General features: G+C 67.7%; 23 protein-coding genes. 13 read left to right on the plus strand and 10 right to left on the minus strand.

Annotated elements, in window-relative coordinates; genetic code table 11:
* From ABZ420_RS17650 to ABZ420_RS17660, 3 genes are all read left to right on the plus strand, one after another.
* The gene (locus tag ABZ420_RS17650; protein WP_357123504.1) at positions 1–1,527 is read left to right on the plus strand and encodes a tetratricopeptide repeat protein; all 1,527 of its coding nucleotides are present in this window, start codon (positions 1–3) and stop codon (positions 1,525–1,527) included.
* Entirely contained in the window at positions 1,524–2,780 is a 1,257-nt protein-coding gene (locus tag ABZ420_RS17655; RefSeq protein WP_357123507.1) for a CHAT domain-containing protein, read from the plus strand. Before ABZ420_RS17650 ends, ABZ420_RS17655 begins: the two co-directional genes overlap by 4 nt.
* A gap of 220 nt (positions 2,781–3,000) precedes the next feature.
* Positions 3,001–3,243 carry a hypothetical protein gene (locus ABZ420_RS17660; protein ID WP_357123510.1) on the plus strand — a complete coding sequence of 81 codons (243 nt, stop codon included), beginning with the start codon at positions 3,001–3,003 and terminating at the stop codon, positions 3,241–3,243.
* 24 nt (positions 3,244–3,267) lie between these two features.
* On the opposite strand, the gene ABZ420_RS17665 is transcribed toward ABZ420_RS17660, so the two are convergent.
* From ABZ420_RS17665 to ABZ420_RS17690, 6 genes are all read right to left on the minus strand, one after another.
* The gene (locus tag ABZ420_RS17665; protein WP_040871157.1) at positions 3,268–3,672 is read right to left on the minus strand and encodes a nitroreductase family deazaflavin-dependent oxidoreductase; all 405 of its coding nucleotides are present in this window, start codon (positions 3,670–3,672) and stop codon (positions 3,268–3,270) included.
* Between the two features lie 96 nt (positions 3,673–3,768).
* Positions 3,769–4,608, minus strand: a complete 840-nt coding sequence (locus ABZ420_RS17670) for an alpha/beta hydrolase (RefSeq protein WP_357123513.1) — start codon at positions 4,606–4,608, stop codon at positions 3,769–3,771.
* Positions 4,609–4,640: 32 nt separating this feature from the next.
* Entirely contained in the window at positions 4,641–4,937 is a 297-nt protein-coding gene (locus ABZ420_RS17675; RefSeq protein WP_357123516.1) for a hypothetical protein, read from the minus strand.
* Positions 4,938–5,045: 108 nt separating this feature from the next.
* Positions 5,046–5,771 carry an amino acid ABC transporter ATP-binding protein gene (locus tag ABZ420_RS17680; protein WP_062975790.1) on the minus strand — a complete coding sequence of 242 codons (726 nt, stop codon included), beginning with the start codon at positions 5,769–5,771 and terminating at the stop codon, positions 5,046–5,048.
* On the minus strand, positions 5,772–7,568 hold the full coding sequence (locus ABZ420_RS17685) for an ABC transporter substrate-binding protein/permease (protein WP_357123519.1): 1,797 nt from the start codon (positions 7,566–7,568) through the stop codon (positions 5,772–5,774).
* A 150-nt stretch (positions 7,569–7,718) separates the two neighbouring features.
* The gene (locus tag ABZ420_RS17690) at positions 7,719–8,513 is read right to left on the minus strand and encodes an LLM class F420-dependent oxidoreductase (protein ID WP_357123522.1); all 795 of its coding nucleotides are present in this window, start codon (positions 8,511–8,513) and stop codon (positions 7,719–7,721) included.
* 153 nt (positions 8,514–8,666) lie between these two features.
* Between ABZ420_RS17690 and ABZ420_RS17695 the strand changes: the two genes are divergently transcribed.
* The 3 genes from ABZ420_RS17695 to ugpC all read left to right on the plus strand — a co-directional run bounded on the left by ABZ420_RS17695 (position 8,667) and on the right by ugpC (position 12,215).
* Positions 8,667–9,926, plus strand: a complete 1,260-nt coding sequence (locus ABZ420_RS17695; RefSeq protein ID WP_357123525.1) for a helix-turn-helix domain-containing protein — start codon at positions 8,667–8,669, stop codon at positions 9,924–9,926.
* Positions 9,927–10,054: 128 nt separating this feature from the next.
* Positions 10,055–11,041, plus strand: coding sequence for a phosphotriesterase-related protein (locus ABZ420_RS17700; protein ID WP_357123528.1), 987 nt, complete (start codon positions 10,055–10,057; stop codon positions 11,039–11,041).
* 91 nt (positions 11,042–11,132) lie between these two features.
* Entirely contained in the window at positions 11,133–12,215 is a 1,083-nt protein-coding gene (gene ugpC, locus ABZ420_RS17705) for a sn-glycerol-3-phosphate ABC transporter ATP-binding protein UgpC (protein WP_357123530.1), read from the plus strand.
* Between the two features lie 256 nt (positions 12,216–12,471).
* Here ugpC and ABZ420_RS17710 read toward each other — a convergent pair whose 3' ends face one another.
* Complete coding sequence (locus ABZ420_RS17710) at positions 12,472–12,990, minus strand: helix-turn-helix domain-containing protein (RefSeq protein ID WP_357123533.1); 519 nt, start codon at positions 12,988–12,990, stop codon at positions 12,472–12,474.
* A 111-nt stretch (positions 12,991–13,101) separates the two neighbouring features.
* Here ABZ420_RS17710 and ABZ420_RS17715 point away from each other — a divergent pair, with 111 nt between their 5' ends.
* Positions 13,102–14,271, plus strand: coding sequence for an acetyl-CoA C-acyltransferase (locus ABZ420_RS17715; RefSeq protein WP_357123535.1), 1,170 nt, complete (start codon positions 13,102–13,104; stop codon positions 14,269–14,271).
* Positions 14,272–14,660: 389 nt separating this feature from the next.
* Positions 14,661–15,203 carry a hypothetical protein gene (locus tag ABZ420_RS17720; RefSeq protein WP_357123538.1) on the plus strand — a complete coding sequence of 181 codons (543 nt, stop codon included), beginning with the start codon at positions 14,661–14,663 and terminating at the stop codon, positions 15,201–15,203.
* 125 nt (positions 15,204–15,328) lie between these two features.
* Here ABZ420_RS17720 and ABZ420_RS17725 read toward each other — a convergent pair whose 3' ends face one another.
* Together ABZ420_RS17725 and ABZ420_RS17730 are read right to left on the minus strand one after the other, a co-directional pair.
* Positions 15,329–15,646, minus strand: a complete 318-nt coding sequence (locus tag ABZ420_RS17725) for a hypothetical protein (protein ID WP_357123540.1) — start codon at positions 15,644–15,646, stop codon at positions 15,329–15,331.
* 44 nt (positions 15,647–15,690) lie between these two features.
* Entirely contained in the window at positions 15,691–15,864 is a 174-nt protein-coding gene (locus ABZ420_RS17730) for a hypothetical protein (protein ID WP_357123543.1), read from the minus strand.
* A gap of 50 nt (positions 15,865–15,914) precedes the next feature.
* Between ABZ420_RS17730 and ABZ420_RS17735 the strand changes: the two genes are divergently transcribed.
* From ABZ420_RS17735 to ABZ420_RS17750, 4 genes are read left to right on the plus strand one after another with little or no spacing between them, the layout of a single operon-like run.
* Entirely contained in the window at positions 15,915–16,328 is a 414-nt protein-coding gene (locus ABZ420_RS17735; RefSeq protein ID WP_357123546.1) for a WXG100 family type VII secretion target, read from the plus strand.
* 32 nt (positions 16,329–16,360) lie between these two features.
* A complete protein-coding gene (locus tag ABZ420_RS17740; protein ID WP_357123549.1) occupies positions 16,361–16,681 on the plus strand; it encodes a WXG100 family type VII secretion target in 321 nt (106 codons plus the stop codon).
* Positions 16,678–18,192 (plus strand): hypothetical protein, encoded by a 1,515-nt coding sequence (locus ABZ420_RS17745; protein ID WP_357123552.1) that lies wholly within the window; start codon positions 16,678–16,680, stop codon positions 18,190–18,192. The genes ABZ420_RS17740 and ABZ420_RS17745 overlap by 4 nt, the downstream gene beginning before the upstream one ends.
* Before the next feature lie 15 nt (positions 18,193–18,207).
* Positions 18,208–18,465, plus strand: coding sequence for a hypothetical protein (locus ABZ420_RS17750; protein WP_357041308.1), 258 nt, complete (start codon positions 18,208–18,210; stop codon positions 18,463–18,465).
* 106 nt (positions 18,466–18,571) lie between these two features.
* Here the strand turns inward: ABZ420_RS17750 and ABZ420_RS17755 are convergent, their stop codons facing one another.
* Positions 18,572–18,979 (minus strand): hypothetical protein, encoded by a 408-nt coding sequence (locus ABZ420_RS17755; protein WP_357123555.1) that lies wholly within the window; start codon positions 18,977–18,979, stop codon positions 18,572–18,574.
* 105 nt (positions 18,980–19,084) lie between these two features.
* Here ABZ420_RS17755 and ABZ420_RS17760 point away from each other — a divergent pair, with 105 nt between their 5' ends.
* The gene (locus ABZ420_RS17760; RefSeq protein ID WP_357123558.1) at positions 19,085–20,068 is read left to right on the plus strand and encodes an o-succinylbenzoate synthase; all 984 of its coding nucleotides are present in this window, start codon (positions 19,085–19,087) and stop codon (positions 20,066–20,068) included.
* Positions 20,069–20,077: the final 9 nt, after the last annotated feature.

The following is a 20,077-nucleotide window of genomic DNA, read 5'->3' on the forward strand; positions in this document are numbered from 1 at the left end:
ATGGCCGAGCAGACTCCGGACGACGGCCGCGAACTGCTCGCCGCGGGCGCAGCGGCGTACACCCGCGGGGACCCGGCCGAGGCCAAGCGCCTCTTCGAGGACGCCGCCGAACGAACCACCGGCGACATCAGGCTCGGCGCGATCATCAACGCCGCGAGCATGGCCGACGAACTCGGCGACCACGCCGCCTCGCTGGCCCTCTACCGCTCGGCGCTGGCCGAGATGCCGGAGCACGCCCCGCGATTGCGCCCGAATGCCCTGGTCAACATGTCGCAGGCGCTCCAGCATCTCGGCGAGCTGGACGCGGCGCAGGCGGCGCTCGAGCAGGCGCGCGCCTTGCTCGCCGACAACACCGACACCGACCTGGGTGTGCTGCGCGTGGCCTGCCTGCTCTCCCTGACCGCCGTCGCTCTGCACCGGCAGAACTGGGCCTACGCCGCCGAACTGGCCACCGAATCGCTGGAGGCGGCCCAACGTTTCGCGCCGCGGCTGGCAGGCCACCCACTGATGAATCTCGCCGCCACCTACTTCGAGACCGGCCGCCGCGACTTGGCCGTCGATTTCGCGCGGCAGGCGCTCGCCGCGTTCGAGTCGGCGGGTGATCGCAACGCCGTCGCCGAGACCGAACAGAACCTCGCCACCATGCTCGTCCGCGTCGAGCGGTACGACGAGGCGGAGGCGCCGCTGCGCTCCAGCCAGGAGTATTTCGAGCAGGCCGGGCTCGGGCACCGAGCCGGGATCGGCCTCAAGACCATGGGATTTCTCGCCGAGGGCCGCGGTGATCTGGCGAGCGCGCGGGAGTTCTACGAGCGCAGCCTGGCGTACTTCGTCGCATCCGAAGCCGTGCTCGACGCCGCGGACGTGCGTATTCGCTCGGCCACCGTGGCATTCCGGTCCGGGCGGGTGGGCGAGTGCGAGGAACTGCTCGCCACGGCGTTCGCGATCTATGCCGAGCGCGGCCTCGGCCTGCACTGTGCCCAGCTCGATTTCTGGCACGCGACGCTCCTGGAAGGCGCGATCGGCGCGACCGAATCGCCGCAGGCGGAGATGCTCGCCCGTGCCGTCGGAATCGCCGTTCCCGCCGCACTGGCCATCGACGCCGTGCGCCACACCTTGCCGAACGGCACGCAGCGCGAGCAATGGAACCGGCAGATCGCCGACCCGGCGATGCGGTTGGCGTTTCGCTTCGCCTACCTTTCCGGCAATGGCGTCCTCGTCGCCGACCTGGTCGAAACACAGTGCGCGGGGACGACGTTGGCGCTCGATCGGGCCGAGCGGGAAGCTCCCACCAGGCTTCCGCTCGAATTACTCGACCCGCCGGAGGAATTCAACGATCATCCCGGCAGCGCCGCCCTGCAACTGGGCGCCGCCCTGGCCGAAGTCGCGGCCGGAGCGGGCCTGCCGGTCGCGCCGCCGCCGCGCCTGGCACTGGCCGCCGAGGGAAGGATCGCACTCGCGCCGTTCATCGCCGCCGCCGAGCAGCGTTATGGCCGGGTGATCCGCGACGATCGGGTGCTCACGGTATGACGCGACCGACGGTGCTCGTCCGGATGGCGGACGCGGGAGACATCTACGTGTCGTGGCGGTGGGTCGACGACAGCGCACCCCGCGGCGCGGGGGTGCTTCCGGAAGACGCGGCGATGCGAGCGGTCGGACTGCTGGCCGACGCGCTCCCCCGGCCCGCCGAACCCGGCGGTCTCGAGCAGGCCCTCACCACCGGCGCGTTCGCCGACTACGAGCGGGAATACGCCGTGGCACAGGCGCTCTCTCGAGCACTGCTGCCCTACGGCCTGGCCGCGCAGCTCTACGAGCTGTGGCAGCGCGGCGTGCGCCCGCATATCCGGCTGCAACCCTCACCACGGGTCGCCCAGGTGCCGTGGGAACTCATCGCGCCGGACCGCGACGTCCGGCTGATCGACATCGCCGACGTCAGCCTGCTCGCCCCGGCGAGCGTCGTGCAGGCGCCCGGGCGGATCGCACGCGCCTGGACCGAGACCGCCGCGCATCCGATCGTCGCGGTGCTGGACCCGCGCATCCCCGGCTTCCGCGCCGATTCGACGCTCGGTTCGGTGCTGGGCCGGATGACCCCCGAAGCTCCGCTCGCGCGGCGGATGGCGCGTTACCTCGCGGAGGACCGATTGCGGCCCGAGGTAGCAGGCCCGGTGGACGCTTTCCGGCGCACCGACGTCGATCGCGACTGGCTCGGCGCCGCCTTGCGCGCCGGCGCGAGCCGCTTGATCTACGTCGGGCATGTCACCGCCGCCGCGCCCGAATCCGGCCGCAGCGAGGACGCCGAATTGCACCTCGCCTGCACCGCCGACGCCGTCGGCTTCGCCGAACCATCGCGCACGCACCGGCCGCTCACGGCCAAGGACCTGCTGCTCGGCACGCACACCATCCATCCGGATCCCGTTGCCGGGCCGCAGCTGTGGCCGATGCCGAGCCGGGTCGCGCTGATCGCCTGTGAGAGCGGCGGCGACATGCGGTTCAGCGAGGCGCTCGGCTTGACCGCCGCGATGATCACCGGCGGCGCGGAACTGGTCACCGCGAGCCGGTGGCCGCTGCCCACCGATTTCGCCTTCCAGCGCGTCGCGGGCGCACCTGCGCAAGCCCTCCCGCTCCAGGAGGCCATCTGCGCCATCGACGAGGCGCACGAACAACCCGACCCGGTGACCGCCCTCGCCGCATGGCAGCGCGACCGCTCGACCGCTTGGCGCGACACCGGCCGGATCGAGCATTCCCCGGTGCTCTGGGCAGCCTTCGCTACCGTGTGCGCCTGATTCGGGCAAACCATGCCCACCGGTCTCCATATACCGGTCTACGTGCGGCGATGCCGTGAGATTCGAATGAAAACGGGTAACGCTACTCCTGCGCAAACCGACACTCAGCATCGAACGTGTGGATAAGCTTCAACGCCGTCAGCCATCACGATTCCTGATCAGGAGAAGTCGCAACACCAGTCGGATGACCGCCTCGACCGGCCTCTGAGGAGCCCATCAAATGCGCTACTACGCCGTCTACGACAACGACGGGAACATCGCCACCATCCTCGGACAACCCGACGACGCGCCGCCGCTGCGCACCGCCGCCTTCCATCGGGGACAACGGCTCACCGAACTGGCCCTACCGGAGGGCGTCGTCGATCCCGCCGACCCGGACAACCTGACCGCTCTGCTCGACCTGGTCGCGGCCCGTCGAGCCGATGCGACGGCTTCCCATGCCGACGCGGCTGCCCATCGCTGAGCAGCACAGCGCTTCGCCGCGTCGTCACATCCGCGTGAGTGCGACCACGGGGATGACCCGGGACGTGCCCATTTCGTGTTCGGCGAAGAACGGATAGGTGTTCTTCAGCATCGCCCAGGTGCGCGCGCGGTCGTCACCGGTCAACGGGGTGGCCAGCGCCGGATAGCTCTCCTGGCCCACCTCGACGGTGACGTGCGGGTCCTTCCGCAGGTTGGAATACCAGTCGGGATGCTTCGGCGCACCGACATTGGACGCGACGATCAGCAGGCGGTCACCGTCGCGGTGGTACATCAACGGGGTGGTGTACGGGGCGCCGGTCCTGCGGCCGGTGGTGGTCAGCAAGATCAGACGGTCGCGCTGCATGCCGTCGATCTCGCCGCCCGCTCGGAACGCAGCGATGGTTCGCCGATTGATTTCCTTGACGTCCACGGTTCACCTCCCTTGATTGTGGTCGACCAACTCAGCTTTCCGTCCGGTCGCACGCCCTGTCCGGGAAACGCCGGGATCGGCCGCGTTCCCAACGCATCAGGCGCGATGGGCGAGCAGGTGCTGGATCAGCAGCCGGGTCAGCGCCTCGGGCGCCTCCTCCGGAATCCAGTGCGAGACGTCCTCGAGCATCTCGAATCGGTACGAGCCGGAAACGTATTTCCGGGTGGCCAGCGCCGCCGTGGACCCGATGGTGGCGTCCTCGGTGCCCCATACGTACAGGGTGGGCACGCTGGCCGGGCCGATCGGACCCGCCGAATCCATGGCGCGATACCAATTCAGCGCCGCGGTGAGCGCGCCGGGCCGCGCCAGCCTGCGCACGTACTCCTCCACACGTTCCTCAGGTATCTTCCACTCGAATATCCGGCGCAGTGCGGCGCAGTCGTCGGCGAGCAGAGTTCGCTCCGCGGTGCGCGGCTGTCGCAGCGTGATCAGGTGGTGGGATCGCTGCGCTTGGTCCTCGTCCTCGGCCATCGCCTGCTGGAGCGCGGCGGGATGCGGCTGTGACACCGCGCCGAACGTGCGAACCCGCTGCGGCAGCTCCGCCGCCACCGCCCACCCGACCAGCGCGCCGCAGTCGTGCCCGATCAGGTCGAACCGCTCCCAGCCCAGCGCGTCGGCGATGGCCACCACGTCGCCGACCAACTCCTCGAGCCGGTATTCGGCGGCACGCTCCGGCCGCACACCCGGCGAATATCCGCGCTGATCGGGCGCCACGGCGTGGCAACCGCCTCCGCCCAGCACCCCGAGCTGGAACTCCCACTCACGCGCGCCCTGCGGAAATCCGTGCAGCAACAGCACCTCCCGGTCGCCGGGAGAGCCGGCGGCCAGTACGTCGAAGGTTCCCGCTCCGGTGCGAATCTCGAGTTCTTCGATCACCTGCCCGACTCTAGAACCGGGTACCGACGCCGTCAGTGCTCGTCGAAGTGACCGTCGTGGACGGCGTGGCGGTGGCCGTCGTGCACGTAGTCGACGTGGTCCCCGTGCTGGACGGCCTCGTGGCCGCAATTGGGACCGTGCTGATGCGGATGCTGGGCGCACTCGGTGTGCCCCGACCGCTCGCATTCGTCGTAGTGCCCCTGGTGTTCGCGATGCAGATGACCATCGTGGGCGTAGTCGATGTGATCGCCGTGCTGGAACGCGGTGTGCCCGCAGTCCGGGCCGTGCACATGGTCGTGGCCAGTGTGCTGCGCGTGTGCTGTGGTCATCGAATTTCCCTCTTTCCTGGCACGGATAGCTGGAATCGTGATGACCAATACATTAGCAGGTGTGCATCAATCGAGATTGCCTCGCGTGTGCTGGCACGGCGTGCCGACTCAGAGCACCTGCGCGAGGAATCTCTGCAATCGCGGCGTCTGCGCGTCGTCGAACAAGGCGTCGGGCGTGCCGGTCTCCACGACCTGCCCTTGGTCCATGAACACCACGGTGTCCGACACGCTGCGGGCGAAGCCCATCTCGTGGGTCACCACGACCATCGACATGCCGCCGGAGGCGAGGTCGGCCATCAGGGCGAGCACGCCCTTCACCAGCTCCGGGTCCAGCGCCGAGGTGGCCTCGTCGAAGAACATCAGTTCCGGTCGCATCGCCAGCGCCCGCGCGATGGCGACGCGCTGCTGTTGACCGCCGGACAGGTTGGCGGGGCGCGTATCGGCCTTGTCGGCGAGGCCGACGATCTCCAGCTGTTCGATGGCCAGCGCCCGCGCCTGGTCCTTGGACAGGCCGCGCAGCTTGCGCGGTCCGAGCGCGACGTTCTCCGCGACGGTCTTGTGCGGGAAGAGGTTGAACTGCTGGAACACCATGCCGATGCGCTGGCGCAAGCGATCGGGGTTCTCGGTGAGCACGGACTTGCCGTCCAACAGCACGTCGCCCTGATCCGGCTCGTAGAGCCGGTTGAGCACCCGCAGCAGGGTCGATTTGCCGGAGCCGGACGGCCCGATGACGGTGGCGGTCTTGCCCGCGTCCACGTGGATGTCGATCCCGCGCAGCACGTGGTTGTGCCCGAGCGTCAGATGCAGTCCGGTACCGGTGAGGGAGGCACTCATCTATCCGCGCCCTTCCGTGATCGTGGCCGCCTCGACTTGGTCGATCGGCCGGTCGGGCCTGCCGGTCCGCATCCGGCGGTCGATGTAGTTGACCAGGTGGGTGAGCGGGATGGTGAGGATCAGATAGACCAGGCCCGCGGCCACCAGCGGCGAGAGGTTCCCGGTCTGCGCGTTGAGGTCGCGGCCGACGGCGAACAACTCGCGCTGAGTGGCGAGCAGGCCGAGGAAGTAGATCAGCGACGAGTCCTTGATCAGGGCGATGAACTGGTTCATCAGCGCGGGCAGCACCCGGCGCACGCCTTGCGGGATCACCACCAGCGTCATCGCCTGGCGGTAGCCGAACCCGATCGCGCGGGCCGCCTCCAGCTGCCCGGCCTCGACCGACTGGATACCGGAGCGGAAGATCTCGCCGATGTAGGCCGAGGCGAGCAACGCCAGCGCGACCGCGCCGAGCCAGTAGGGGTTGTTGCCGGTGAGGTTGCGCACCACCGGGCCGACGCCGAGACCGATCAGCAGGATGATCACCACGGCGGGCAGACCACGGAAGATGTCGGTGTACACCCGGGCGGGCCAGCGCAGCCAGCGGGTCCGCGAGATCCCGGCGACCGCGAGCAGCATGCCGAGGACGGTGCCGAGCGCACCCGAGACCACCGCGAGTATCAAGGTATTGGGCAGACCGGTCTTGAAGAGGTCGGGAAAAGCCTTGCGATACAGCGACCAGTCGAAGAACGTGTCCTTCAACTGCTGCGCGGTGGATTTCGGTGCGTTCTGCTGCGTCTCATTCGTTCGCTTGCCCGCGGCCAACGCGGCGAAGTCCGGCAGCTGCGGCGCGGGCGCGGCTTTGGAGCCAGGCTTCCAACCGGGGGGCAGCTGCCTGGGCACCCAGTCGGTGTAGAGCTCGGCATAGGTACCGTCCGCGATCACGGCGTCCAAGCCGCTGTTGAGCGCGTCGATCAGCGGCTGGTTGTTCTTGGCGACCGCGTACCCGACGAAGTTGTCCAGGCTGAAGGTGTTCTGCGAGACTGATATTCCATCACCCGGCGCGATCGCGCCCTCCGCTTGCGCGGACGGAGCGACCCACGCGTCCACCTGGCCGGATTTCAGGTTGGCGTAGGCGGTGTTGTAGTCGGGGAACTTCACCGGGTCCAGATGCAGCTGGTTCACCACGAACTCGTCCTGCACGGTGCCCTGCACCACGGCGATCCGAGTGCTCCGATTCAGGTCGGAAAACCCGTTGATGGCGCTGCCGTTCGGCGCCACCAGGGAGAAGTAGCCGAAGTCGTAGCCGTTGGTGAAGCCGACCAGCTGGCGGCGCGCGTCGGTGGTGGTGATGTTGGACGAGCCCACGTCGAAACGGCCGCCGGACACCTGGGCGAGCAACCCGGCGAACTCGGTGCCGGAGAACTCCACCTGGAGGCCGAGCTTGGCGCCGATCGCCTTCAGCAGTTCGTTGTCGAAGCCGGTGAACGTGCCCTGCCGGTCGACGCAGATGCTCGGCGGTGCGTCCGAGAGCGTGCCGACGCTGAGCTTGCCGGGCGTGATCAAACCGAGCTTCGAGACGTCGATGGAGTTCAGCGGCACGGTGGTCGCGGTGGTGTAGCGGTCGCTGCCCGCGGCGGCCGCTGAGGCCAGGTTGGTCGGCGCGGCGGAGGCCGCGGCCACGCCGGGCGGCGCGCAGAGATTGCGCTCCGTGGCCGCGTCGTCGGAGCCGGAACCGCACGCCGTCGCGCTGAGACCGACGGCAAGCAATAACACGGCGATCAACGCACGAGACCGCACAGCGGGCACAACAGCCATGACGGACAACCCTAGCCGCGAAAATCTGCTATTCCAGAGCTACCCCCGGGTCGCCGACATGGGAAACCGATGCCGGGGTAGCCGCCGAGATTTCGATCACGCTGATCCGAACGTCACGCGGCGACGCGACAGCCGGCAGGCAATCCGTCCTCAGGCCAGGCCGCTGACCGGTTCCGGGTTGACCGCGTCACGCCATCGGACGGCGGCGGCGACCGCGTCCAGATCGTAGTCCGGGCCGCTGACCCCGATGGTGAAGGTCGTCACGCCCGCGTCGACGAAGGCGGCCGCCTTCTCCAGCCCCGGCCACTGCACCGAGCGCTCGATGCGCGCCTGATCGGTGCCGACGGCGGCGCAGTGCTCGGCGAGCACCTTGTTCTTGTGTGCGAGCACGTCCAGGTCCGCGAAGGTGTGCCACATGTCGGCGTACTGCGCGACCAGCCGCAAGGTCTTCTTCTCGCCACCGCCGCCGATCAGAATCGGCAGGTCGCGGGTCGGGCGCGGATTCAGTTTCGGCAGCCGGGCGCTGATCCGGGCCAGGTTCTCCTTCAGCAACTCCAGCCTGCTGCCCGGGGTGCCGAACTCGTAGCCGTACTCGTCGTAGTCCTTCTGGAACCAGCCCGCGCCGAGGCCGAGAATGAGCCGGCCACCGCTGATGTGGTCGACGGTGCGCGCCATATCGGCCAGCAGGTCCGGATTGCGGTAGCCGCCGCCGGTGACCAGCGCGCCGATCTCCACCCGCTCGGTCTGCTCGGCGAACGCGCCCAGCATCGTCCAGCACTCGAAGTGCGCGCCGTCGGGATCGCCGGTGAGGGGATAGAAGTGGTCCCAGTTGAACACGATGTCGACACCCGCGTCCTCGCAGCGCAACACGGCATCGCGGATGAGTCGGTACTCCGGCGCGTGCTGCGGCTGTAGCTGGACTCCGATACGAACTGGACGACTCATTGCACTCTCCTCGTCGCTCGGCCCGCCCCCGCCCGAGGCTACCGGCGCGGTCGCCTTCCCGCAGACAGCCACCGGTCCACGGCGCGCGCCGACACGCCCGGCGCGAGCTAGGTTGGGGACGCGATGCCGAGCGGGCGGAGGGAGGTGCCTGGTGTGACCGACGGCGACGACGATGTGGTCCGCTCGGTCGTCTCGACGATCCTGCGTGATCGTGACCGGTTGATCGCCGAGTTGTCGGCGTCCATGCGCGCGCAGGTCGCGGCGCTCGACTCGGACACCAGGCTGCGCGGCCTGTTCGAAGCGGGCACCACCGACAACCTGATGTCGGTGCTGGACTTTGTGCAGAACGACGCCGCAGAGCACGAGGTGCACGCCCCGGCGCGGGCGCTGGTGTACGCGCGCACGCTCGCCCAGCGCGACGTCCCGCTGTCCGCGCTGATCCGCGCCTACCGGGTGGGGCATGCCGGGTTCCTCGATGTCGCGATGCGCTACGCCGTGGAACTGGGTGGCCCGGACACCGCGGCGGCCATCATCCGGATCGTCAATCGCACCGCCGTATACATCGACCGGGTGTGCGAGCACGTCGGCGTCGCCTACGAACAGGAACGTGACCGGTGGGTGGGCAGCCGCGGCGGCCTGCGCCAGGAGTGGGTGGCCCGGGTGCTGGACGGCTCGGCCGACGACATCGGCCGAGCCGAGCAAGTGCTGCGCTATCCCCTTTCCGGCCACCACGTCGCGGTGAACGCCTGGACCGAGCCGCAGCTCTCGGCGCGGGCCGCGATGGACGTCCTCGACGCCGTTCGCGCGGCGCTGGTGCCGCTGTTGGGCAACCCGCGCCGGGCGTTGCTGGTGCCGACCGACGAACGCGAGGTCCGGATGTGGTTCTCCGTCTCCCGCGACCTGACGATCGATGTCGACGCCATCCAGCGCGGGCTGTCGGCCCTGTCGTTGCCGGTGCGGGTGGCGATCGGGGGGCGCGGCGGCGGTGTCGAGGGATTCCGTCGCAGCCTGCGCCGAGCCGACCGGGTACGCGAACTCGTGCTGCTCGCCGGAGACGGCGCGCCACGGGCGGTGTCTCACGAGCAGGTGGCGGCCATCGCCCTACTGAGTGGTGACATCGAGGAACTGCGCCTATACGTGGCGGACTGCCTCGGTGAGCTCGCCACCGACAACCAGCGCAATCTCTGGCTGCGCGAAACGCTGCGCGTCTTCCTCGCCAACAACCGCAGTTACGCCGCGGCCGCGCAGGAATTGGCCGTGCATCGCAACACCGTCCAGTACCGGGTGGGGCAGGCCATCGAGCTGATCGGCCACGTCTTCGACGATCACGACCGCACGCTGCACCTGCACCTGGCGTTGCAGGCCGCGCACTGGCTCGGACCGGTGGTACTTCGACCGAACCCGGCGCTCTGAGCCGGACCGCTCTATGTGCTCACCGCACGAAAGTTGTACGAAGTTTCGGTGTCGGCGAATATGGTCCGTCTCACATCCCGGTTCGTAGCATTCCCCCGGATGCGCAGCTGAGCTGAGGAGAAACCGCCATGTCAACGCTGGAAACGGTGCGCGGGACGATCGATACCGCCGATATCGGAGTGACATTGATGCACGAGCACGTCTTCGTGCTCACCGGGGACATGCAGCAGAACTATCCGGCCGAATGGGGCTCCGAGGACGAACGCATCGCCGACGCGGTGCGCAGGCTGCGAGTCGCCTACGACGCCGGTGTGCGCACGATCGTCGATCCCACGGTGGTCGGGCTGGGCCGCTACATCCCGCGCATTCAGCGGATCGCCGAGCAAGTGCCGCTGAACCTGGTGGTCGCCACCGGTATCTACACCTACGGCGATGTCCCGTTCTTCTTCCACTACCGCGGGCCCGCGTTGAACGACATCGTCGGCGCGCAGGTCCCCGACCCGATGGTCGACATGTTCATCGGCGACATCCGCGACGGCATCGCGGGCACCGGGGTGAAGGCGGGCATGCTCAAGTGCGCGATCGACCGGCAAGGTCTCACCCCGGGCGTGGAGCGGGTGATGCGCGCGGTCGCCCGGGCCCATCTCGCTACCGGCGTCCCGATCACGGTGCACACCCATCCCGAGTCACGCAGCGGGCTGGACGTGAAGCGCGTGATGTGCGACGAGGAAGGCGTCGACCCCCGCCGCATCGTGCTCGGCCACAGCGGCGACACCACCGACTGCGATCACCTCGCCTACCTGGCCGACTCCGGCTTCGTGCTCGGCATGGACCGCTTCGGCATCAACCTCGACACCACCTTCGAAGCCCGCGCGGACACGCTGATCGAAATGGTGCGCCGCGGCTACACCGACCGGATGGTGCTGTCCCAGGACGCCAGCTGTTACATCGACTGGATCGAGCCGGCCGCCATGGCCGCCCTGCCGCAGTGGCACTACACCCACCTGTTCGAGGACGTCTTCCCCTACGTGCTCGATCGCGGCGTCAGCGAGGAGCAGATCGGCGCGATGCTGGCCGACGTTCCGCGCGCGTTCTTCGAGGCGCGCACACGCTGACATGGCTCCTCGCCCACCGGCCCGATACGATCGCCGCACCCTTACTCGGATCGTCCGGCACGTTCCTGCCGGGATGGGATGTGAATTCGTCATGGCCACGGTGACCTTCGACAACGCGACGCGGCTCTACCCCGGGTCCACCACACCAGCGGTGGACCGGCTGAATCTGGAGATCGAGGACGGTGAGTTCTTGGTCCTGGTCGGCCCCTCCGGTTGCGGGAAGTCGACCTCGCTGCGCATGCTCGCCGGGCTGGAGGACGTCAACGGCGGCCGCATCCTGATCGGCGACAACGACGTGACGCACGCCGAGCCGAAGGAACGCGACATCGCCATGGTGTTCCAGAACTACGCGCTCTACCCGCACATGACCGTCGCCGAGAACATGGGCTTCGCGCTGAAACTGGCCAAGGTCGCCAAGGCGGAGAAGCAGCAGCGAGTGCTGGAGGCGGCCAAGCTGCTGGACCTGGAGCCCTTCCTGGATCGCAAGCCCAAGGCGCTGTCCGGCGGCCAGCGCCAGCGGGTCGCGATGGGCCGCGCGATCGTGCGCCAGCCGCAGGTGTTCCTGATGGACGAGCCGCTGTCCAACCTGGACGCCAAGCTGCGGGTGCAGACCCGCACCCAGATCGCGCAGTTGCAGCGCAGGCTCGCCACCACCACGGTGTACGTCACGCACGACCAGGTCGAGGCGATGACCATGGGCGACCGGGTCGCCGTGCTGAAGGACGGCCTGCTGCAACAGTGCGCCACGCCGCGCGACCTCTACCGCGATCCGGCCAACGTGTTCGTCGCGGGATTCATGGGCTCACCGGCCATGAACCTGTTCACGCTTCCGGTCGCCGACGGCCGGGTCCAATTGGGCGGGCACACGCTCGCGTTGCCGCGCTCGGTGGCGGACGCCGCCGGGGCCACCGTGACCGTCGGCATCCGGCCGGAGCACTTCGAGCTGGGCGACGACTCCGGCATCGAGATGGAAGTGGACGTGGTGGAGGAACTCGGCTCCGACGCCTACATCTACGGCCGCACCAGCGCCGAGGGCGCGACCGACGGAGCCGGGGAAACCATTGTGGCGCGCGCGGATTGGCGCAACCCGCCCGCGAAGGGCACCCGCCTGCGGCTGGCCACCGATGCGGAGCACATCTACTTCTTCGACATCGACGGGCGCAGGCTCAACTGAGCACTGCGCCGAGTGGCCCGCTCGGGCGACTCGGCGGGCGTGGGCGTCCGGCTGGCAGCGTGTCCGGCTGGCAGCGTGTCCGGCTGGCAGCGTGTCCGGCGGGCAGCGCGTCCGGTCGGCAGCGCGTCGGCGGGCAGCGCGCGTTCCGCGAGCAACGCACGTCCAGCAAGCAACGCACGTCCAGCAAGCAACGCACGTCCAGCGACATGGTCTACCGCGCGGAACGCCGGGACAGGCTCGAGCGGGCCCGGTGCGATCAGTCCGTCGCGTCCGATCGGCGGCGTTCGCGCCGCCGCCGGGCGTATTCGTCGTTGATCCGCACGCCCAGTTCCTCGAGTTCGATCTCGCGGCCGGATTCGCTGCGCACCTGCACGCGCACCGGGTCGCCGGTGGCCTCCTCGACCAAGAGCAGCGGAGCCGGCCCCGGTTGTAGGTAGGCGTCCCCCCACTGCATGAGCGCCAGCACGGCGGGCAGCAGATCCCGGCCCATCCGGGTGAGCACGTATTCGTGCCGGGTGCGCTTGCCTTCCTCTCGATACGGCCGTTTCGCCAGCAAGCCCGCCTCGGTGAGCTTGCGCAACTGGGCGGCGGCCGCCGCGTCGGTGATGCCGACCCGGCTGGCGAACCCGTCGAACCGCCGCGTCCCGTAGTACGCCTCGCGCAGGATGAGCACCGCCGAGCGGGTGCCGATGAGGTCCATCGCCTTCGCGATCGAGCATTCCTCGGCCTTCCACGCGCTGAGATCGGCCAACGGTCCTTCCATCACTGCTGCCATGACGAACATCATACCGGAGCTGACTTGCCTCAACTATTGCCAGAGGTACTCTGACTATGTGTTGATAGAGCCAGGCATGGTCGCCCGGCTCTCGGTCCGGAAGGAAGCACCATGAGAGACGCGGTGATTGTCGAAGCGGTACGCACCCCGATCGGCAAAGGCAAGCCGAACGGCGCACTGCACAATGTCAACGCGGTGGATCTGCTGGCCCACAGCCTGCGCGAGGTGGTGGACCGCAGCGGCATCGATCCCGCACTCATCGACGACGTGATCGGCGGCGTCGTCACCCAGTTCGGCGAGCAGGGCGCGAACATGACCAGGCGCGCCGCGCTGGCCGCCGGATATCCCGAATCCGTCCCCGCGACGACCGTCGACCGGCAGTGCGGCAGCAGCCAGCAGGCGATCCACTTCGCCGCGCAAGGCGTGATCGCGGGCGCCTACGACATCGTGGTCGCCGCGGGCGTGGAGTCGATGGGGCGAATTCCCATGGGCGCCAATCTGGTCGGTTCGGACGACATCTCCGGCGCCGGCTTCGCCCAGCGCTACCCCGACGGCCTGGTGTCGCAGGGCATCAGCGCCGAGCTGATCGCGGCGAAGTGGGGACTCACCCGCACGCAGCTGGACGAGTTCGCGCTCGCCAGTCACGACAAGGCCGCGCTCGCCACGAAGAACGGCCTGTTCGCCCGGGAACTGGCGCCGATCAACGGGCTCACCACCGACGAGGGCATCCGGGTCGGCAGCACGTTGGAGACGCTGGGCGCACTCCGGCCCGCCTACTACGACCCGGCCATGGCCGCCCGTTTCCCGCAGATCGGCTGGGCCATCACGGCGGCGTCCGCGAGCCAGGTCAGCGACGGCAGCGCGGCGGTGCTCATCATGACCAGCGAGCGCGCGAAAGAACTTGGGCTGAAACCGCTCGCCCGGCTGCACAGCTTCGCGGTGGCCGGTGACGACCCGCTGCTGATGCTCACCGCGGTGATCCCGGCGACCCGGAAAGTGTTGCAACGCGCCGGTTTGCAGCTGTCGGACATCGATCTGGTCGAGATCAACGAGGCGTTCTCGCCGGTGGTGCTGGCCTGGGCGCACGACACCGGCGCGGACCTGGCGAAGGTCAACGTCAACGGCGGCGCGATCGCCATCGGCCACCCGCTCGGCGCGTCCGGCGCGCGCCTGATGACCACGCTGGTGCACGCCATGCAGGACCGCGGCGCCCGCTACGGCCTGCAAACCATGTGTGAGGCGGGCGGTTTGGCCAACGCCACCATCGTCGAAAGGTTGTGAACGCCGCATCACGGTAAGGCGTGTCCGTCGCGCGTCAGGCGGACACGCCCGCCGGTAAGCCCATGGACGGCCGAGCACTCCGCGACGAACGAGCTAGGGCCCGTCCTCCCTTGTTCGGTATTCGCGACCTTCCCACCGTGCTACCTGTCGTTAAGAATTCCTTAAGGCCGATCGGCAAGAGTGATCGCGAATCAGCATTTCATCTATGATTTTCGCAAGGACTCGGAATCCCGGGCCGAAAAGCCGCCCGCTTTCCATTGCGACAGGTGATTTCCGAATCCGAACAGGAGCCTGATGATCACAACCCGCCCGGCTCATCTCGGGCCTAGTGAAACATCGGAGTGTCATGGCGTAGACAAAACTGCACGTGACCGCATACTCGGGGGAACATGGTGAGCTCGGTGGTTCATGCCGGATCAAGTTTGCTGGTCGCCGTGGCCGGCGTCGCACTGCTGGCGGGTTGCGGTTCCGGGAGTTCGGCATATTCGGAAGCGGAGCCGACTGTGGCAACGATCTCGACGACATCGAAACCAGCGAAGTGCCCCGCCCCATCTATTGTCGATCCCCGGGTTACCAAGGAATTGAAGACCGCCCTGACAACGACGGACCTGCCAGGGGGAGCGTGTCTCAGGTCCGTGGACGCGGTGGAGAAACCCAGCCGATCTGATGAACTGGTGTTCCTCATCACCCTCGATGTGCCCACGGCGGCGACACCGGATGATCTACGCCCTATCGCTACCGACATTGCACATGTGTGGAAGGAAAGCGAACTCGGACAGAGGACGTCCGAGCTGGATGTCACCAATTGGGGGTTTGCCGGAGCGAAGTACATGGATTACCTCATCGACGAGGATTTCCGGAACCATCCATGGGACGGGACGCCGTCTCGTGAAGCCGAGCTGGCGATATGGACCGTTACGGCCATGGGATGAACATGAGTGGTGCACTCCTACCGGTGCCGTTGACGACGAACTGATCCAGGTCGCCGGACCTGGCTGTATACATCACGAAGTCCGGCTGGAGTACCAGCCAGCGGCCGCGCCGAAGTCGCGGTCGGTCAACACAGCGCGATCAGGAAACCGACCAGCCAGGATTCGAGAATCAGCGGGATCGCGATGAGCGGGGTCCACACGATCGGCCTGCCGTCGCGCACCTTCTCCAGCACCGAGAATCCCGCGGCGAGCACCGAGGCCACGATGCCGGTCCAGGCGATGACCTGCGCCCACGGGAGAAACCCGCCGCCGTGTCCATCGCGCGCGATCACATCGTAGAGCGGGACGAAAGACGCCATCAGCCAGCCGAATCCGAGCACGATCACCGAACCCAGCGCTACGCGTAGCGCATCGGTCGTTCGCCGCCGGAAATGCCACGCCATGCCTTCAGCATGACCGGAGCACCGCCACCCGGCATCTCGGCGGTTCAGTTTCCCGGGTAGACCTGGGAAGCCAGGGCGAGGCCGCCGCCGAACGAGGCGACGATCAGCACGATCGCGAGCACCGGCCAGTACCACATGTACCAGCGCTTCACCGCGGCCAGAATGAGCATGCCGGTCACGCCGACGATAGCGAACGCGGTGCCGCCCCAGGACACCACGAAGGCCCAGCCAGGACGTAGTTCAGCAGATCCAGACTCGATGTGAGAGATTGCAATTCGGATGGAACCGAACGACTACCCGGTACGTCCAACTATTCGAAACCATCCTGTGGGGGGATGAGAGGGCAGAGAAGTTGACGCACAATCCATCCGCCACAACCACCTTCACCGTGGTGCCTGAACACGTCTCCGATGCCGGGCGCTATGTGCAGCAGACCGCACAAGCACTGATCAGCGGATTGCATGCGGCCGGCGCCGAAGTCGACGGACTCATGTCGAGTTGGCGCGGCGCGGCGGCCACCGCCTACGCGGTCGCCTGGGACGAGACACACACCGCCGCACTTGGTGTGTTCGAAGCGCTGACCGACATGGCCGACTTACTAGGCGTGGTGGTGGATCGCAGTGCGGCCGCCGACACCGCCGCCGCCGACCGATACAGCTCATTGAGCCTGCCGCCGATCTGACAACCGACCCGAATCCACTAAGGCAACGACTTATGACCGAGTACCGAGTAGACCTGGCCCACTTGGAAGCCGTAACCGCCCGCATGGAGGGGCTGAACGGGTTCGTTGAGGACTCGTTGCGCGAGATCGATGAGCGTGTTGCGACCGTGCAGGGCAATTGGAGCGGCGAGGCGGCCGACGCGCACGCGACGGCTCACGCAGAGTGGACCGCTGCCGCCGCGAAAATTCGTGACGGGCTGGCAAAGATGAAAGCCGCTGCCGTGTCCGCGCGTAAGGAATACGAAGATGCCGTAGCGGCCAATCTCGCCGTACTCGGCCGGGGTGGCAGCGGTGGCGTCGGGGCCGCGCAGTGACCGTGCTCGACGTGTCGGTGCCGGTCTATTACGACACCGCACAAAAGCTCGCCGATGCCGCGTCGCGATTCTGGATGTCGATTGACGGCGAGTGGCCGAATATGGCGAAGGCCACGAATATGGCGGGCTCCTATTCGGATGCGAAAAAATGGGGTGAGTCCTACGACAATCGGGCCGCTGCCATTCTGAGCATGGTGTCGAAAATCGCCACCGCCGCGCACGACTACGCCACGATATTGCAGACCATCGGATACAACCACGAGGTAGCCGAGCACAAAGCGACGGTGGGTGAGACAGCGCCGCCGCCCGTCCAGCCTGCGCCGTTCATGCCCCCGGTGGTGGTGTGCCGCATCCCGTTGCCCTCGGCCGGCGGTCCCGGAAACGGGTTGGTGGATGAGGGAATCGGGCTCGCCGAGATGATCGGCATCATCGTGCCGGACGGCAACGCCACGACCATCTCCAACGCGGCGGATACGTGGGCACGAACCGCCGCCTCCGACGCGGTGGCATCGTTCCCGGCCGCTCTGGAAGCCGCCGCGGTCGCGTTCGACTCACTCACCGCGCCCGAAGTCACGTTCATCGATGAGGATCTGCGCACGGTCAAAGCGTCCGCCGAGTCGGTGATTGCCGCGATGAATGATCTTGCGCAGTCCTGCCGCGACCACCGCGTCGCGCTGGACGAACTGCGCGCCGACCTCAAAACCCAACTCGAAGCGATCCGGGACGCCTTGCTCGCGGAGCTGGCCCTCAACGTCGCTATTTCGGTGGCGTCCAGCTGGATCACCTTCGGTGCCTCCGTAGCGGTCGGGGTGGCCGGTGCCGCCGCGATCTGCGCACGCTACGCCCGCCCGATCCGGCTCTACATCGAGACGTGGCAGACCGAACGCCGGATCGCGGCCGGCGTGAAGATGGACGAGGATATCGCCCGGCATGTGCGGGACCTGGAGAATCTGCCGGGCGGGCGCCTGCCGGTCAAACCCGATCCGGTCGGGCCGCCGAAAAAGGATCCGATCGGACTACCCAAGATCGAGCATCCCGAAGGCATTCCCAAGGTTGACCTACCACGGGCGGATATCGACACGATCGGCCGCTACACCGGCGACAGCGCACCACTCAACACCGCTATCCGATCCGGCGACAATCTGACACCCGCGCAGATGGCCGAGCGTGATGCCATGAATGCCGCATTGGATAAGTGCCCCGTCTACGAAGGACAAGTTACCCGGCGCGTCGACCTCACACCCGAACAACTGGCACAGTATGAGCCGGGTTCCACGATTGTCGAACCGCCGTTCACCTCCGCATCCGCCACCTCCGCAGCGGCGAAGGACCGCGCGGTCGAAATGGAGATATGGTCGATAGACGGTCGCTACATCGGCCACCATTCGAGCGTTCCCGAAGAACTGGAAGTCGTGTTCAAAACTGACACTCCGTTTCGTGTGGTCGACAAATTCCCCGACCCGGAGACGGGGCGTATTATAATTCAAATGCGCGAAATGCCAAGGCCGTAGAAAGGAAATAGCGAAATGCCGAAAAAGATCGATGGAAAAATCTTTTACGCACCCGGTGAATACCCGTATGACGACGATATTTCAGACGAAGAGCTGGCGAAGATCAAAGCGGGATTCGAGGCGGCCAGGGCGCGCCGCAACGCAGTACCGGAAGATCAGCGAATCCACTTGCGCGACCGATTCGGCGACGAAGACGCATTAGGCACCGACCGTGAAGCCGCGTACCTGGCCGAAGTGGAGGAGCGCAAGAAGCGCGGCGAGTACTGGGGATGACCGGTTACCCGAACGACAGCTCCACTGACCATCCGGGGGGAGGAAAGGACATGTAACAGCTACAGGTGGCGCGCAGCGGAGCACCGCCACCCGGCATCTCGGCGGTTCAGTTTCCCGGGTAGACCTGGGATGCCAGGGCGAGGCCGCCGCCGAACGAGGCGACGATCAGCACGATCGCGAGCACCGGCCAGTACCACATGTACCAGCGCTTCACCGCGGCCAGAATGAGCATCCCGGTCACGCCGACGACAGCGAACGCGGTGCCGCCCCAGGACACCACGAAGGCCCAGCCCAGGTAGTCGGTGCGGCAGTTGTCCGGCCCGCACGGATCGGTGGCGAAGGCGAAGAAGACGGTGAAGTAGGCCGCGGCGAGGCCGAGGACCGCCGCGACGCAGTACAGCACGACGGCGAGCACGACGTCCCAGGTCCGCACCGCACGCTGCCCGGCGGGCGGACGTGCGAGCCCCTGCGGCATGCCGTACGGCCAGGGCTGCGGGGTACCGGTCTGGATCATGACGCCAACGATCCCGCATCGGTCGTCCGGGCGACTCCGGGAAACTACTCGAGTCCGCGTGCGCAATCCCCGATCCGCGGCGGCGGCCGAATAAGCTGGGCGGCGATGAGCGACTCCGCAGCGCAGAACATCGTCTACGCCATTCCGATGCGCACCCGTTTCCGTGGCATCACGGTGCGCGAGGGAATGCTGATCCACGGACCGCTCGGGTGGGGCGAGTTCTGTCCGTTCCCCGAATACGACGACCGCGAGGCCGCCGCCTGGCTGGCCACCGCACTGGAACAGGTCACGACGGGCTGGCCCGAGCCGGTGCGCGATCGCATTCCGATCAATTGCACCGTGCCCGCCGTGGACCCGGAGCAGGCGCAAGCGATCGTGGGCCGGTCCGGCTGCCGCACCGCCAAGGTGAAGGTCGCCGACCACCCCGACTCCCTCGCCGAGGATCTGGCCAGGGTGGAGGCGGTACGCGACGCGCTCGGCTGCAACGGCGCGATCCGGGTCGACGCGAACGCGGTCTGGGATGTCGACACCGCCGTGCGCCACATCCAGCGGATCGATAAGGCCGCGGGGGGTCTGGAATATGTCGAACAGCCCTGCCGGACGATCGAGGAACTCGCCGCGGTGCGCCGCCGCGTCGACGTCCGCATCGCCGCCGACGAATCCATCCGCCGCGCCGAAGACCCGCTGCGGGTCGCGGTCGCCGGGGCCGCCGACATCGCCGTCCTCAAATGCACACCGCTCGGCGGCGTCCGGCGCGCCCTGCAAGTGGCGGAGGCGGCGGGACTGCCGTGTGTGGTCTCCTCCGCGCTCGAGACCAGCGTCGGCCTCGCGGCGCAACTGGCGCTGGCCGGCGCGCTGCCGGAACTCGACTTCGCCTGTGGTCTCGGCACTTTGAGCCTGCTCACCGGCGATGTGACGCCGGGCGCGCTGCGTGCCTCGGACGGTTATCTCCCCGTCCTGCGCACCCCACCCGAGCCGGACCCGCATCTGATGGAAAGCCATCGCCATCCCGATGCCGACCGCACCGCGTGGTGGCAGGAGCGGTTGGCCCGCGTCAGCGCCCTGGTCCAACAGGCCCCGCCCGCATGACCGGCGGCC

Origin of the sequence: Nocardia sp. NPDC005745, from assembly GCF_040630775.1 — a bacterium.
Taxonomy (GTDB): Bacteria; Actinomycetota; Actinomycetes; order Mycobacteriales; family Mycobacteriaceae; genus Nocardia.

What these genes read in the sequence shown, in the direction of transcription:
- ABZ420_RS17650 (WP_357123504.1), top strand. Translation starts at nt 1, where the DNA reads ATGGCCGAGCAGACTCCGGACGACGGCCGCGAACTGCTCGCCGCGGGC.
- ABZ420_RS17655 (WP_357123507.1), top strand. Translation starts at nt 1,524, where the DNA reads ATGACGCGACCGACGGTGCTCGTCCGGATGGCGGACGCGGGAGACATC.
- ABZ420_RS17660 (WP_357123510.1), top strand. Translation starts at nt 3,001, where the DNA reads ATGCGCTACTACGCCGTCTACGACAACGACGGGAACATCGCCACCATC.
- ABZ420_RS17675 (WP_357123516.1), bottom strand. Translation starts at nt 4,937, where the DNA reads ATGACCACAGCACACGCGCAGCACACTGGCCACGACCATGTGCACGGC.
- ABZ420_RS17680 (WP_062975790.1), bottom strand. Translation starts at nt 5,771, where the DNA reads ATGAGTGCCTCCCTCACCGGTACCGGACTGCATCTGACGCTCGGGCAC.
- ABZ420_RS17685 (WP_357123519.1), bottom strand. Translation starts at nt 7,568, where the DNA reads ATGGCTGTTGTGCCCGCTGTGCGGTCTCGTGCGTTGATCGCCGTGTTA.
- ABZ420_RS17690 (WP_357123522.1), bottom strand. Translation starts at nt 8,513, where the DNA reads ATGAGTCGTCCAGTTCGTATCGGAGTCCAGCTACAGCCGCAGCACGCG.
- ABZ420_RS17700 (WP_357123528.1), top strand. Translation starts at nt 10,055, where the DNA reads ATGTCAACGCTGGAAACGGTGCGCGGGACGATCGATACCGCCGATATC.
- ugpC (WP_357123530.1), top strand. Translation starts at nt 11,133, where the DNA reads ATGGCCACGGTGACCTTCGACAACGCGACGCGGCTCTACCCCGGGTCC.
- ABZ420_RS17710 (WP_357123533.1), bottom strand. Translation starts at nt 12,990, where the DNA reads ATGGCAGCAGTGATGGAAGGACCGTTGGCCGATCTCAGCGCGTGGAAG.
- ABZ420_RS17715 (WP_357123535.1), top strand. Translation starts at nt 13,102, where the DNA reads ATGAGAGACGCGGTGATTGTCGAAGCGGTACGCACCCCGATCGGCAAA.
- ABZ420_RS17720 (WP_357123538.1), top strand. Translation starts at nt 14,661, where the DNA reads ATGGTGAGCTCGGTGGTTCATGCCGGATCAAGTTTGCTGGTCGCCGTG.
- ABZ420_RS17725 (WP_357123540.1), bottom strand. Translation starts at nt 15,646, where the DNA reads ATGGCGTGGCATTTCCGGCGGCGAACGACCGATGCGCTACGCGTAGCG.
- ABZ420_RS17740 (WP_357123549.1), top strand. Translation starts at nt 16,361, where the DNA reads ATGACCGAGTACCGAGTAGACCTGGCCCACTTGGAAGCCGTAACCGCC.
- ABZ420_RS17750 (WP_357041308.1), top strand. Translation starts at nt 18,208, where the DNA reads ATGCCGAAAAAGATCGATGGAAAAATCTTTTACGCACCCGGTGAATAC.
- ABZ420_RS17755 (WP_357123555.1), bottom strand. Translation starts at nt 18,979, where the DNA reads ATGATCCAGACCGGTACCCCGCAGCCCTGGCCGTACGGCATGCCGCAG.
- ABZ420_RS17760 (WP_357123558.1), top strand. Translation starts at nt 19,085, where the DNA reads ATGAGCGACTCCGCAGCGCAGAACATCGTCTACGCCATTCCGATGCGC.